The organism is Streptomyces sp. CNB091 (assembly GCF_000377965.1).
In genome coordinates this window covers 95,303-108,064 of the sequence record NZ_KB899013.1, presented here as the reverse complement: position 1 = coordinate 108,064, position 12,762 = coordinate 95,303, and the positions used below count along the sequence as shown (strand labels likewise).

At 68.9% G+C, this 12,762-nt stretch carries 12 protein-coding genes and 4 pseudogenes; 7 read left to right on the top strand and 9 right to left on the bottom strand.

What is annotated here, in order from left to right; translation table 11 throughout:
- Nucleotides 1–11: 11 nt before the first annotated feature.
- Entirely contained in the window at nucleotides 12–404 is a 393-nt protein-coding gene (locus D581_RS0132830; RefSeq protein ID WP_018961357.1) for an ATP-binding protein, read from the bottom strand.
- Between the two features lie 143 nt (nucleotides 405–547).
- On the opposite strand from D581_RS0132830, the gene D581_RS0132825 reads away from it, so the two are divergent.
- Together D581_RS0132825 and D581_RS0132820 are read left to right on the top strand one after the other, a co-directional pair.
- On the top strand, nucleotides 548–1,087 hold the full coding sequence (locus D581_RS0132825) for a UTRA domain-containing protein (RefSeq protein ID WP_026291116.1): 540 nt from the start codon (nucleotides 548–550) through the stop codon (nucleotides 1,085–1,087).
- On the top strand, nucleotides 1,084–1,869 hold the full coding sequence (locus tag D581_RS0132820) for a GntR family transcriptional regulator (protein WP_018961355.1): 786 nt from the start codon (nucleotides 1,084–1,086) through the stop codon (nucleotides 1,867–1,869). The genes D581_RS0132825 and D581_RS0132820 overlap by 4 nt, the downstream gene beginning before the upstream one ends.
- Before the next feature lie 156 nt (nucleotides 1,870–2,025).
- Here D581_RS0132820 and D581_RS0132815 read toward each other — a convergent pair whose 3' ends face one another.
- The 3 genes and pseudogenes from D581_RS0132815 to D581_RS0132810 form a co-directional block, all read right to left on the bottom strand.
- Nucleotides 2,026–2,412: a VOC family protein gene (locus tag D581_RS0132815; protein WP_018961354.1), complete on the bottom strand. Its 387-nt coding sequence runs from the start codon at nucleotides 2,410–2,412 to the stop codon at nucleotides 2,026–2,028.
- A gap of 99 nt (nucleotides 2,413–2,511) precedes the next feature.
- Nucleotides 2,512–2,848, bottom strand: a pseudogene (locus D581_RS1000000140315) (ATP-binding protein); the annotation flags it as partial.
- A gap of 9 nt (nucleotides 2,849–2,857) precedes the next feature.
- Complete coding sequence (locus D581_RS0132810) at nucleotides 2,858–3,940, bottom strand: barstar family protein (RefSeq protein WP_018961353.1); 1,083 nt, start codon at nucleotides 3,938–3,940, stop codon at nucleotides 2,858–2,860.
- Nucleotides 3,941–4,064: 124 nt separating this feature from the next.
- Here D581_RS0132810 and D581_RS1000000142360 point away from each other — a divergent pair.
- From D581_RS1000000142360 to D581_RS0132795, 3 genes and pseudogenes are all read left to right on the top strand, one after another.
- A pseudogene (locus D581_RS1000000142360) lies at nucleotides 4,065–4,251 on the top strand (helix-turn-helix domain-containing protein); the annotation flags it as partial.
- A gap of 117 nt (nucleotides 4,252–4,368) precedes the next feature.
- Nucleotides 4,369–4,788: pseudogene (locus D581_RS01000000138070) on the top strand (HNH endonuclease); the annotation flags it as partial.
- Between the two features lie 82 nt (nucleotides 4,789–4,870).
- Nucleotides 4,871–5,641 (top strand): HNH endonuclease family protein, encoded by a 771-nt coding sequence (locus D581_RS0132795; RefSeq protein WP_026291115.1) that lies wholly within the window; start codon nucleotides 4,871–4,873, stop codon nucleotides 5,639–5,641.
- Nucleotides 5,642–5,685: 44 nt separating this feature from the next.
- Here D581_RS0132795 and D581_RS0132790 read toward each other — a convergent pair whose 3' ends face one another.
- From D581_RS0132790 to D581_RS1000000138755, 4 genes are all read right to left on the bottom strand, one after another.
- The gene (locus D581_RS0132790) at nucleotides 5,686–6,396 is read right to left on the bottom strand and encodes an N-acyl homoserine lactonase family protein (RefSeq protein ID WP_018961349.1); all 711 of its coding nucleotides are present in this window, start codon (nucleotides 6,394–6,396) and stop codon (nucleotides 5,686–5,688) included.
- Between the two features lie 149 nt (nucleotides 6,397–6,545).
- Entirely contained in the window at nucleotides 6,546–7,145 is a 600-nt protein-coding gene (locus D581_RS01000000138065; protein ID WP_018961348.1) for a DUF6262 family protein, read from the bottom strand.
- Nucleotides 7,142–9,169: a site-specific integrase gene (locus D581_RS1000000139065; protein ID WP_158688653.1), complete on the bottom strand. Its 2,028-nt coding sequence runs from the start codon at nucleotides 9,167–9,169 to the stop codon at nucleotides 7,142–7,144. The genes D581_RS01000000138065 and D581_RS1000000139065 overlap by 4 nt, the downstream gene beginning before the upstream one ends.
- Before the next feature lie 173 nt (nucleotides 9,170–9,342).
- On the bottom strand, nucleotides 9,343–10,233 hold the full coding sequence (locus tag D581_RS1000000138755; protein WP_018961345.1) for a tyrosine-type recombinase/integrase: 891 nt from the start codon (nucleotides 10,231–10,233) through the stop codon (nucleotides 9,343–9,345).
- 353 nt (nucleotides 10,234–10,586) lie between these two features.
- Here D581_RS1000000138755 and D581_RS01000000138050 point away from each other — a divergent pair.
- Nucleotides 10,587–11,009 (top strand): annotated as a pseudogene (locus D581_RS01000000138050) (HNH endonuclease family protein); the annotation flags it as partial.
- Nucleotides 11,010–11,064: 55 nt separating this feature from the next.
- Here the strand turns inward: D581_RS01000000138050 and D581_RS0132760 are convergent.
- Nucleotides 11,065–11,730, bottom strand: a complete 666-nt coding sequence (locus D581_RS0132760; protein ID WP_018961342.1) for a hypothetical protein — start codon at nucleotides 11,728–11,730, stop codon at nucleotides 11,065–11,067.
- A gap of 230 nt (nucleotides 11,731–11,960) precedes the next feature.
- On the opposite strand from D581_RS0132760, the gene D581_RS0132755 reads away from it, so the two are divergent.
- Entirely contained in the window at nucleotides 11,961–12,707 is a 747-nt protein-coding gene (locus D581_RS0132755) for a hypothetical protein (protein ID WP_018961341.1), read from the top strand.
- The last annotated feature ends 55 nt before the right edge of the window (nucleotides 12,708–12,762 follow it).

The window sequence follows — 12,762 nt, the reverse complement described above, 5'->3', positions numbered from 1 at the left end:
GCCCGGGGCCGCTACGGCGTCGCGGGCCGCTTGAACGCGGCCCACACCGTCTTGCCCACGACGTGGTGGTCGATGCCGAAGTCTGCGGCGAGTTCACCGACGAGGAACAGCCCGCGTCCTGAGCAACTGCTCTCGTCCGCGTGCTGAATCTCTGGCCGCCCGTCGCCGCTGTCCCGGACCTCCAGTCGTACGAGGTCGTCCGTCAGGTCGAGCCGGACGGCGAATTCCCGTCCCGGTGGGACGCCGTGGAGCAGGGCGTTGGTCGTCAGCTCCGAGGCGCAGAGCTCTATGTCGTCGATCAGGTCCGTGAGCTGCCACTCCCTGAGGACATGGACGACGAAATCGCGTGAGGCACCGACGGATGTGCGCCGTCGGGGGAAGCGCCGTAACTGCGAAGAGGACACGGTGGTTCACCGCCTTGCTCGTGGGCCGTAACGAGATGACCGCACTGCTATTCGCGAAAGGCGGCAAGGTACTCTTTGGGGTGTTCGACGGAGTCGCCTACCGTGTGCACCGGCAAGGTCCGTCGTCGGCGAAGGAGGAGGCCATGGGCGAGGGTGAAGTGATCAGCGCGTCCGCTCACTACCTGACGACGGCGGAGGGCGGAAGCGACGTCTGGAGTGCCGAGGCGGCGTCGGCGGGGCGACGGGGCACGCAGAAGATCGTGAGTGCCGGTCAAGTCGTCGCCCCGGAGCGCGTGGCCGGCCTGCTCGCGGTGGAACAGGGCGGACAGGTCGTCGGGCGGCGGCGGATCATGTATCTCGACGGCGAACCGTGCGAGTTGACCGACACCTACTACCCCCTGGAGATCGCGCGGGGCACAGGGCTGGCCGGCACGACGAAGATCCGGGGAGGAGCCGTTCGGCTGCTCGCCGAACTCGGGCACGTGGGAGTCCGTGCCAGGGAAGACGTGGCCGCTCGCATGCCGTCCGAGAGTGAACGGGCGGAGCTGGCCCTGAGGATCGGTGAGCCGGTCCTCGAACTGACCCGGCTCACACTCGACGCGCACGACCGGCCGATCCAGGCCGATGTGATGGTCATGCCTTCCCGGGGTCAGAGGCTGCGGTACGAGATCAGGATCGGATGACGGTGCACGGACCTGAGGCGGGAGAAGCGGACGGCCGTCCGCTGCACGAGCGGATCGCTGCCGATCTGCGGGACGACATCATGTCCGGGGACCTGGCTCCGGGCGACAGCCTGCCGTCCACCGCGCAGTTGAAGGAGCGGTTCGGAGCGGCGAACGCCACGGTTCAGAAGGCCTTGCAGCTCCTCAAGGGCGAGCATCTCGTGGTCGGCAGGGCAGGCGCGTCGGTGACCGTACGCGAACATCGGCAGCGCACGATACGGCCCGCCGCGTACATGGCGCCGTCACCTTCGGGAGAGCCCTACCGCTGGCTGACCGAGGCGGCGAACTCCGTCACGCGCGCCCGCAGCACGCTCCTGGACGTTACGCAGACCGAACCGCCGGCGGACGTCGCGGACGCGCTGGCGCTCCAGCCGGGCGGCACGGCGATCCTCCGCCACCAACTCCTGTCGATCGACGACGAACCTGCGGAACTTGTCTCCTCGTACTACCCGCCGGACATCGCCGAAGGCACTGCCATCACCGAACGCCGCCGCATTCAGGGAGGCACGCCCACCCTCCTGGCCTCGCTCGGCCACCCTCCCCGGCTCAGCGTGGACCGGGTCTCGGCGCGTGTGGCGACGCAGGAGCAGTACCGGCTGCTCCGGCTTCCCGGGGACCATCCGGTCCTGCGTACGCTGCGGGTGGTGTTCAGCGACGACGACCGGCCCATCGAGGCCACGGTGATGGTCAAGGCGGGTCACCTGTACGAGGTTCAGTACGAGTTCGCGCCCGAAGCCGACTGATACCGCCGGCCCCGTCACCGGCTGTCCGTCCGCCGTCGCCCCGGCCCCTCCGGAGTGAAGATCAGGCCGGTGAGGGACCGGAAGCGGCACCGTACTGGGGTGAGCGCTCCACCCAGTACAGAGGAATGTGCACCAGCTTCAGAGGGACGGTCGTGCTCAGACCAAGGTGGAGATGCAGAACGGGTGGCCTGCGGGATCCAGCAGGACCCGCCACCGGTCGGGGTCCGGCTGGAATTCGGGCTTGACGGCCCCCAGAGCGAGCAGGCGAGCCTGAGCGGAGTCCAGGTCGTCGACACCTAGTTCTATATGGGCCTGCTTCTCCTGAGCGGGGTCCGGCCAAGTGGGGCGGCGGTAGTCGGTGAGCCGGTTGAATCCCAGTCCGGCAGCTCCCTCTTGGCCGAGCAGGGTGAAATCGTCGGTGGAGAAGACCACAGGCAGGCCGAGGGCCTTTCCGTAGAAGTGGGCCAGCTCGGCGGGGTCAGGGCAGTCGAAGGTGACAGCCGAGTAGCGGAACGTGGGTGCTGACGTGTCTTCATGGCTCATGAGGGGGAAGCTATGAGAGATCTAGGACAGGCTGGGTCCTATTCGCGATGGGGTCGGCACGTTCGCTCACCTACTGTGACTGGCCTCCAGGGTGTCCACTCAGGCCATGTCGGTGTCCCGCTCGATAGCTTGAGACGGTTCTTGAGCCGGTAGCTGTTGCCGTTGATGGAGACGACCTCGCAGTGGTGCAGGAGGCGGTCGAGGATCGCGGTGGCGGGACCAGTCGTCCGGCGGCTTCTGCGGTCTTGGGGTTGCGGACCGTGTCGTCGAGGGTCGTGAAGTAGATCGAGTAGCCGGCCCGGCAGGCCGCGACCGCGACCGCGACCGCGACCGCGAGGGCGAGGGCGACGGCGATATGCGTCTTGCCGGACCCGGGCTGCCCCAGCCGAGCCACGTGGGCCTTGGCCTCGACGAAGGAGAGGGTGGCGAGGTCCTTGGCAGCGGCTCAGACCAGGGTGACGTGCATGCCGCCCTGGGCCAGGACATCGAGGACCACGCTGAACAGGTCGTAGGGCCGGCCGTCCGGCGTCAGAGCCTGGGACAGATGCTCGCGTGCTGTCGCGGCTTCGCGCCAGAGCAGGGTTGCGGGGGCGGTGTAGCCGAAGGTGCCGCGCAGGCAGTCGTCGAGGGCGGCCAGGCAGCCGCCGAAGTAGCCGCCCGGACCGTTCACCGCCTCGCCGAGCGCCAGGTAGAGGCCCGGTAGGTCGGTGACGTGTCGGCCGTCGAGTTCGTAGGCCTGACCGGCCGGCCGGTCACGGTGGGTGCGCCGGCAGGCCCGCTCTCGGACGAGGTCGAGCCAGGCTCCGCGGTGCCGGGTGTCGAGGCCGGCCCAGGCACCCTGGGTGTCCGGCGGCCCGGCGAACCACCGTTCCCAGATGGGCCGGGCGTAGGGGGGCACGGGCGTGAAAAGCTCTCCTTCGAGCTCCAGGTCGATCCGGTCCGGCCCGTAGGACGATGGGCCCCAGGCGCTGACTCTGGCCCAGAGCAGGCGTTCGGTGAGCGGCTCGCCCTGGTCGTCCTGTATCTCCAGGGCGGCCATTTCCAGGTCCAACGCCCGCCGGGTGCCCTTCATCAGTGCCGCCCGCAGCTGATCACCCTGGGCGAGCCCCCGCAGGACGAGCGGGGACGCCGACTGTTCGGACGGCAGGACGCGGCCGAACTCTCGGCAGGAGCCCAGCCAGCGGTGCCCATCGTGCACGCGAACCCGGCCCCTGTATCCCTCGGGTGGGCCTTCGTAGTCGTCCAGGCCGGTGAGGACGAGACTGTCCGTCCCCAGGGGCCGGCCTACGCTCTCCGCGTCCTCCAGCAGCCAGGGATCGAGCGTCTCATCGTCCGGCACCAGCCACACGCGGTCGCCGACCCAACCGCGCACGTCCGCCTGTGGAACCCAGCCGAACAGCTCGTAGGTCCCCTGCTGGGGCTCCCCGAACAGCCCTTCCACCTCGGCGCAGAGGCCCCAGGCATGCCCGTGCTCCTCGTTGGCCAGCGTGTACCGCGGGCGCCCGCGACAGCCCTCGTCTTCATGCACAGAGGAATCATGCCGGGAGCAGGTTTCCACGGCGAAGGCATTTCTCGCGTGGACCGGTCGCGATGCCTCAAGGCAGCCTGGTCAGTGACCACCCGTACACACATCAGGAGCGGGGGTGCCGGGGGCCACGGACGCGGGGCGCGAGCTGCGCGTAAAGGTGGAGCTGCGTACCGACGAGGAGGCCGCCGGGCCGTGGCGGGCGCTGGGGGAGCAGGGGCGCGAGCGGCTGGGGGAGCTGCTGGGGGAGCCCTGGGCTGGTGGTCATCGGGTCGGGGATGCTGCCTGCCGAGAACACCCTGGGCATCGGGAAGGGGTCACCGGGCCGGGGCGCACTGCGTGCTGAAGCGCCGTCATGGAAACCCCTCCGGCGGGGAAGGCGCCCATAGGATTCTCGGCGTTCGGCTCTCTCCCCGTCAGGACGGCTTCACGTGATAGCTCCCCGTACGCACCGCCGCCGTACGCACCGCCGCCGTACGCACCGCCGCTGTACGCACCGGGCGGCGGCCCTGCCCGCCATCGGCGCTCTCGTCGCGATCGCCCTGGCGGGAGGCTGCGGCCCCGACGGCCTCGCGGCCGGCGGCGGGGACGGCACGAGCGGCGGGACCAACGGCGGCGCGCGGTCCGCCGAGGGCTTCGGCGCCAGCCCGCTGGACAACCCCGACGGTACGAAGGCGGGCCTGGCCCCCCTCACCACCGACGCGGACCGGGCCACCGCCCGGAGGATCATCGAGAAGGTGGCCACCAAGGGGCGCGGCCCGAAGACCGGCTACGAGCGGAAGAAGTTCGGCTACGCCTGGAAGGACGGGATCGACGGCATCCCGCTCGCCCGCAACGGCTGCGACACCCGCATTATCTCTATGGTTCGCGCTGTGGTGGGGCTGTTCTCGCAGCGTATACAGGGTGTGGTCGGCTGTGCGTACTGAGAGGCACATGAGTCACGGGCTCCTGCGGACGTGCGGGAAGAAAGCCGCGCTTACGGTCATCGTTGTCGCCGCGTTCGTCGCAGGCTGTGATGGGCTGGAGCCGGGAGGAAGCTCCGCAGGATCCGAACCGGACGCAGCTGCCGGCCAGGCGGTGAGCCCGCTGGCGAATCCCGAGGGGACGAAGCCGGGACTTGCGGCGCTCACCTCGGAGGCGGACAAGCTCAACGCGCGCAAGCTCATAGAAGGGCTCACCACGAAGGGCCGTGGTCCGAAGACGGGCTACGAACGGGCCGAGTTCGGCTATGCGTGGATGGACACGGCGGACGGGGTACCGCTCGCGAGGAACGGTTGTGACACGCGGAACGACTTGCTGAAACTCCACGGGCGCAAAGTCGAGTTCCGTACTGGTTCCGACTGCGTAGTCGTTTCGATGGACCTGTACGACCCGTACACCGGCAAGGACATCTCCTGGAAGAAGGCGAAGGCGTCCGAGGTGCAGATCGACCACGTGATCCCGCTGTCCTACAGCTGGCAGATGGGCGCCGCCGGATGGGCGGAGAGCAAACGCGAGCAGCTGGCGAACGACGTGCTCAATCTGCTTCCTGTCGAAGGCCGCGCCAACTCGGCGAAGCGGGACTCCGGGCCCGCGTCCTGGCTGCCGCCGAACAAGAGGATCCGATGTGCGTACGTCGTGCGGTTCGCGCAGGTCGCCGATAAATACGAGCTTCCGGTGACAAGAGCGGACAAGTCGATGATGCTCAACCAGTGTGATGACTGAAGCTGTTGTCCTGGTTGAGTGGGTAATGGTTGGGAGTGGTGGTATTAACCCCTGTGCTCGGGGGGCTCCCAGACTGAGGAGTCGTGGGCGAAAAGCACGCGGCGGGGATCGAATTCAGTGAGCCGCTCCAGCCATGGTTGATAGGTGGGAAGCGGTGGTTCGTCGCCTTGGAGGGCGGCCTGGCGGGCCAGGTGGTCCGAGGCGAAGTGCGACGCGAAGTCGTGGGCCTGGCCGGCGAGGACCAGAGTGCCGTCGCTCTGTTGGATCACGAGCGACTGGTGCCCGGCGGTATGCCCGGGGGTCGGGACGATCCGGACGCCCGGCCAGACCTCGGCTTCTCCAGTGATTTCCTTGTAGGTCGCGCCGGGAAAGTCGACGAGTTCCTCGATCGTGTAGCCGCCCTGGCGGGCGGTGGCGAGCTCCGTGGACTGCACGAGGATGGGCTTACCACCCAGCAGGGGATTCCCACCGCAGTGGTCGAAGTGGAGATGGCAGTTCACCACCAGGGAGATGTCCGTGAGGGTGACTCCTGCTGCCGCGAGGGCTGCCTCAAGCGGCCGGCGGCGAGGGCGATAGTGGGCTTCGGTTTCTGGGTCAGCAGCGCCGACTCCGGTGTCGAAGAGGAGTAGCCCTTCGTCGCGCTGCACGAGATAGGCGAGGACTGGTTCGACCCGTGGCTCCGGGCCGCCGGTTTCCGAAGCCGGCCGGATGAAGTAGCCCAGATCGAGCCGACGTACTGCCGTCTGCTTGTTCATCGGGTCATGCTGGCAGGCCGCGGTGCCCTTGTTAGTCTTTCTGCCGACAGCAGACTCGGTCCGGCCTTGGTCGTCGGCGACCCCGGGGCGCGCCGACGCACCGGAGGGGAAGGTGTCGCCGGAGGTCGGCCCCTGACGACAACTCGGCGTCAGCGGTTCGGAACTGACCGCATCGCTCTGCGGAGGCCTGCGCGGGCAGCGGTGAGTTCGTCCTCTGCGGTGTGCAGACGCTGCTCGAACGCGGTCTGGCGATCCTGGGACTCTGCCAGTTCTTGGACCAAGGCAGCGTTCTGACGCTCCAGCTCCTGAATCCTGTCGATCAGGCGGCTGCGGTTCGCTTCCTCCAGCTCCGCCCCCAGTGAGAGCTGGACGCGCTCCCGTAGCCGGTCGCGTTCCTTCTTGAGGTCCTTGATCTCTTCGCGGGCGAGGGCTAGATCCGTCCGCAGCCCGGCATGGGATACCTGCTGTGCTTCCGGAACGGTGGAGTTCCGACGTCCCTGCTCTCGCTGGGTGGTGATGCCGTCCTGAACGGCCCGGTGCACCTGGGGCTGGTTGTAGACGAACCAGGTGGACACCGCTGCCTCCCGTGCCACCTGGGTGACGGTGATACGCCGTCCCGAGCGGAGAAGGTCGTCCACCGCGTCGAGGGCGCTCCTGGTCTTGGCTTCGCTGTCTTTGGCGCGGCTGACGCGCAGGCGCTCGATCCGTGCGCTCCGGTCATTGGCGCCGGAGGTGGCAGGACGTTTCATTCAGAGCTCCGTGTCGTCAGCGCCTGCAGGGGGACGAAGGCCGCTGCGGAGCGTGCCTTGCGCAGCTCCCGTGAGGCGGATTCGACGGCGGCCCGTTCCTCGACGGGCAGGGCGTCGAGCTTCCGCCGCATCTCGTCGGCCGACTTCGAGTAGGCGCGGATCTGGTCATCGAGATTGCGTACGACCCAGTCGGCGGCCTCCATCGCGAGGGCGGCTTCCTTGTCGGCTCGCAGGTCCGCGACCTGCTGTTCCAGGGCGGGGAGGTAGGAGGGATCGGGGCGGTAGAAGTCGCATCCGGCGCACTGGAAGCGGATGCGGCAGTGCCCGCCGCCGGCCTTGACGTTGCTCGGCTCGGTGCAGCCGCCGTAGGGGACCCCGACGCTTTCCACCTCGTAGGCGAGGGGATCGCCGAATCCGCGGGCTGCTCCGTGCCGGTCGACGGCGAGTGCCGCGACCGTGCGTACGGCCTCCTGCTTTCGGCTGAGGGAGACGTTGTAGTACCCCATGGTCACGTCCAGTGAACGGTGGTCCATGACTTCCCGCAGGACGTCGGGGCGAGTGCCCGCGTCCGCATGCCGCTGGGCGTAAGCGTGGCGGAAGCCGTACGGGACGACCTGGGTCCGGTCGTAAGCGAGCGGGGCGCCGTCCTCGTCGAACCGGTCGTCCACAAGGTCTGGGATCAGTTCGTCGAGCCAGTTCCGGAAGATACGGTTGCAGTAGTGCGAAGTGTTCAGATGCCCGCGGCGCGGACGGTTTCGCTGGCCGGGCGAGGGAAACAGCCACTGGGCGCAGGCCGGTACGGCCGGTAGCGCATCGAGCTCCTTCTGCCAGGTTTCGATCAGCCGGGCGGTGCTCTCCGAGATCGGCAGCCGACGGCCGTGGCGTCGCCGTTTGTGGTTGTCGTAGATCAGCGTCGGTTTGCCGTCGACCCGCTCCAGGCAGTCGCGGCGCAGGCTGGTGGCCTCTCCCGGACGCCGGCCGGTGTCCCGGAGGACCGCGTAGACCACCTGGTACATCCGCGCGAAGTCGGCGGCCGCCCAGCCGTCGCTCGCGTACCCCGTCGAGGTGCCCAGCAGATCGAGGTGCGCGTCGAGTTGGGCGATGACATGCTCGGGGATCGCACGGCCGAGATCGTCCTCGGTCACCTCCACGGCGGCGATGCTGTGGAAGCGGGGGTTGAGCGCGAACCCGCCGGGAACGTGATCCATCATCCCGGCCTGACGGGCGTAGTCCAGGAACGCGCGCCAGTGCCGGAGCAGGGCTCTGCGGTGGCTGGTGGAGTAGTCGTGACCGTCCTCGGGACGCTTGGTGATTCGGAACATGTCCACTACGGCGTTCATGTCAGCCATGGCGAGGAGCCCGGGCTCATCCCCGTGGGGGCGGCCTGCCAGCGCGGAGGACGCGATGGTCGCCGCGTAGACGGTCTGCCGTAGGTCCATGACGTTGGGGCGTGCCGTGCGGCCGTACTCCTTGACCAGCTCCCGCAGCCAGTGCTGCCGTACCGGACGGAAGTCGATGTCGCCGTGGACAGCGGTGTACCTGCGACCGCGCCCTGCCGTCAGCCCGATGAGAGCGCACTCCCAAACGTCGCCCGAGGTCGGATCGGTGCCCTCGAACTCGATGCGTGCGCGTCGGACGTGCTGGAGAACGCCGTTCAGGACGCCGGAGGTCGCGGCTGGAAGCCCGGAGGAGAAGGAGGCGTCCAGATCGAGGAGCGAGCCGAGTCCGGCGGGGAGGCCGGCCACGATGCGGCGTACCCGCTGGGGGACCAGGCTGATTCCGGCGTCGTCGCGCTGTTGCAGTCCGTACAAGAGCTCCTGGCGGACCGCGGAGCCCACACCCGCGAGCGAGAACTGGGAGACGCCGGGCATCGCCCCGTTCGCGGAGGCGTTGGGCCTGCGGCGAGACGGATCCGGGGTGTGCGTGGTGTCGAAGGACGCAGGGTTCCCCAGGAGGTATCGGGCTTTCCGGCAGGCGTCGCAGCGGGAGCCGTTGCTCGCCACATGGGTGGTGCAGGAGGCCACGGAGCAGACGAACACGCTGGTCGTCGGGTTACCAGGATCGGCGGTGAACAGTGCCTGAACGGGGTCCCACTCATCTGTCCGCCAGCCTGACGGAAGGCGCGCCGCGAGCCATGACGACCACTCCGGTTCAACGGAGACGGAGGCAACGACAGCCGAGCGGAGAGGTGCAATGGTCATCGCGGCAGCTCCGAAGCGAGGCTGTCGACGGCCGCGCGGAGATCCTCGTCCTGGGCGTGCACGTACACGGCTGTGCTCGCCGACGAGGCATGGCCCAGGAGTGTCTGCACGACGTCCGGAGCGACCCCGTTGCGAATCCAGCGGGTGGCGGCCGTGTGCCGCATCATGTGCGGCCGGGCGGTCAGACCGCAGCGTCTCCCGATCCGTTCGACCACTTGCTTGGCGTTGGAGTACGACAAGGGCCGTCCCGCGTGCGTGCCGACGAGATTGACGAAGACGTAGTCACAGGCGGCGGAGCCGGCCACCTGTTCACGCTCGGCGAGATGATCGCGATACCGATGGACCGCCTCTGGCGTCAGCGGAACCATGCGAGGGCGCCCGGCCTTGGCCCGTGCCCCGTTGACGTTGTCCTGCCGAGGCCTGACGTGCAGGTGCGCGCCACCGATCCGGCAGCCGAGATGGCTGGAATCGGGGAGTAGATGCATGTCCTCGCGCCGCAGCCCGAGGGCTTCGCCGATGCGGAGGCCGGCTTCCAGGAGGACGATCAGCAGCAGCCGGTCACGCTCGGTGCGAGCGGCGTCGAGGATCTGATCCGTCTGGGCTCGGGTGAGCGTCTGCGGTGCCCGCTCGATCTCCGGTGCCTTCAGGACGCGGGCTTTGATCATCAGGTGTTGGCCGCCCTCACCGGGATCGAAGCCGGCCGGGGTGTGGGCGAGGAAGCGCGGCTCGCTGAGACGCGCGGCGACTTCGTGACCCACATGTCCCTGAACCGCGCAGAAGCGGAGGAACTCACACACCGCAGTGAGCGTGGCGTTGACCGTCTTGCCGGACGGAGGCCGCCCGTACTGGGTCGGTGTCCGCTCGACGTGGAACTTGAACAGACTCATGTCCCCGAGCCGGACGGTCCTCCAGTCGGTGCCCCGCTCTGCGCACCAATTGAGGAAGCGGCCGATTCTGGGGATGTACGCGCGCTGTGTCTGCGGTGACCGCCCGGCTCCGCGCAGCTACAGGGAGAACTCGCGGGCTTCGGGGTGGGGTGCGTACGTCTCCTCGTCGACCAGGAGCCAGGTGGTCTCGCCGGTGGTGGGCGAGACGGCCTTCTCCGTGCGTAACGTCATGGATCTGCTTCCTGTCTCCGTCGTTACTCATGTGCCTCATGGCATGGCTGATAACGATGAGGGCCAGGAGTGGGTTACGGCTGTGCCTCATGTGCATCGCGATCGGGAGAGGGATGGAGATAACCCGCAACGACCTGCTCGCCCGGGACGGCAAGGACATCGAGCACAAGGCGGGATCCGACTGCGTCGTCATGTCGATGACGCTCCAGGACCCCTACACCGGCGAGAGCATCGACTGGCGCAAGCGGCGGGCCACCGAGGTGCAGATCGACCATGTGATGCCGCTGTCCTACAACTGGCAGATGGGCGCCGCCCGCTGGAACGAGGCCAAGCGTGAGCGGATCGCCAACGACCCGCTCAACCTCATCCCGGTGGACGGCCCGGCCAACAACGCCAAACGGGACTCCGGCCCCGCCTCCTGGCTGCCGCCGTACAAGCCGGTCCGCTGCTCCTACGCCGTACGGTTCGCCCAGGTCTCGCTGAAGTACGAACTCCCGGTCACGGCCGCCGACAAGCGGACCATGCTCACCCAGTGCGGCGGCTGAGCGGCAACTGAGCGGCTGCTGGGCGGCAGCCACCGCACCGGGGAGCGGGCGGGTCTCAGACCTTGCCTCCGCAGATCACGTCGTACGGCCGGCCCATCGCCATCATCAGCTGCATCGGCTCCGTGGTCGCCGCCGGGCACTCGGTCTTCTCCTTGACGAGGCCGAGGACCTTGAAGGCGTCCGCCCCGGCCGAGGCGCAGGCGATCTCCTTGGCCGTCGCCGAGATGCAGTCGCCCTCGACCAGCTGGCCGCCGCCGGCGCCCGCGTCGCCGGGGTGGTCGCCGGTCAGGTTGCGGCCGCAGACCGTGTTGGTCGGGATGCCGCCGCCCTTCTTGCCGTCGCCGGAGCCGAAGACCCGGGAGACCTGGATGATCAGGTCCGTTCCGGCCGGGCACTGGATCGCGTTGGGCAGGAAGCTCGCGTCCTCGATCTTCAGGGCCTTGAAGGTCGCGCCCGACTCGTCGCATTCGTAGGCGCGGTAACCGTCCGGCTTGTTCTCCGGGTCGGGGCCTCCGCAGTCACCGATCTCCCACGAGCCGCCCTTGCCGTCCGACGCGGACGAGGAGGAAGAGGACGATTCCGAGGACCTCTTCGAGGAGTCGTCACCGAAGATCTTGGACGCCCCGTAGCCCAGGCCGAGGATCACCGCGAGCACGACGATGCTCTGGAGGCACCCGGCGGCTCTCCGGGGGCGGGGCGGTGTGGTGGCGGGCTGGGTCATGGTTCTGCTCCTCGACGAGTGGCGCCCCGGGTGCGACGTCACGGGCGCGAAGTCACGGGTACGAAGTCACGGGTGGGGACGCGGCATGAACACCTCATGGTTCCGGCTGGTCCCGGTCGGTTCCGGCCGGAACCAGCCGGCGGGCGCGCGGTGGGCGCGTGGTGGGCGCGCGGTGGTTCCGAGCCGATATTCGCTGGTCGGAGATGCTGCGGCTGTTTAGGGTCGCGCGTATGGACCTGAACATCACCACTCTCGCCGAGCGCCCGGAGCTGGCCGACGCCCTGGACCGGATGCCGGACACCTGGCCGGAGTTCATGCTGGAGGACCTGGTCGGCTGGGCGAACTTCCCCCGGATCGCCGTCGAGTTCCCCCAGTACGTGCTGGTCGCCACCGACCCCGAGGGCGTCGTGGTCGCGCGCGCGTTCAGCGTGCCCTTCCTGCTGGACACTCCGGGGCGCGGCGAACTGCCCGTCGGCGGCTGGGACCAGGTGATGCTGTGGGCGTTCTCGGACCTGCGGCGCGGGAACACCCCCGACACGGTCAGCGCGATCGACATCACGGTGGCCACCGGCCATCTGGGCAAGGGGATATCGGGCCGGATGCTCGCCGCGATGCGCGACAACGCGCGACGGCTCGGATTCGGACAGGTCGTCGCCCCGGTGCGGCCGAACGGCAAGCACCTGCGGTCCGGACTGCCGATGGAGGAGTACGCCCGGCTGACCCGCCCCGAGGACGGGCTGCCCGAGGACCCCTGGCTGCGGGTCCACGCCCGGGCGGGCGGCAAGGTGGACTCGGTCGCCACGGTGTCGATGACGGTGAGCGGTTCGCTCGCGCAGTGGCGGGAGTGGACCGGGCTGCCGTTCGACACGGACGGTCCGGTGGAGGTCCCGGGGGCGCTCCTCCCGGTGCACTGCGCGCTCGCGCACGGTTACGCGGTCTACGTCGAGCCCAACGTCTGGGTGCGGCACCAGCTGTGATGCCCGGGCCGGAAGGTCCGGGCACGGTGCCCACCAGCTTCCTCGACACGGAACT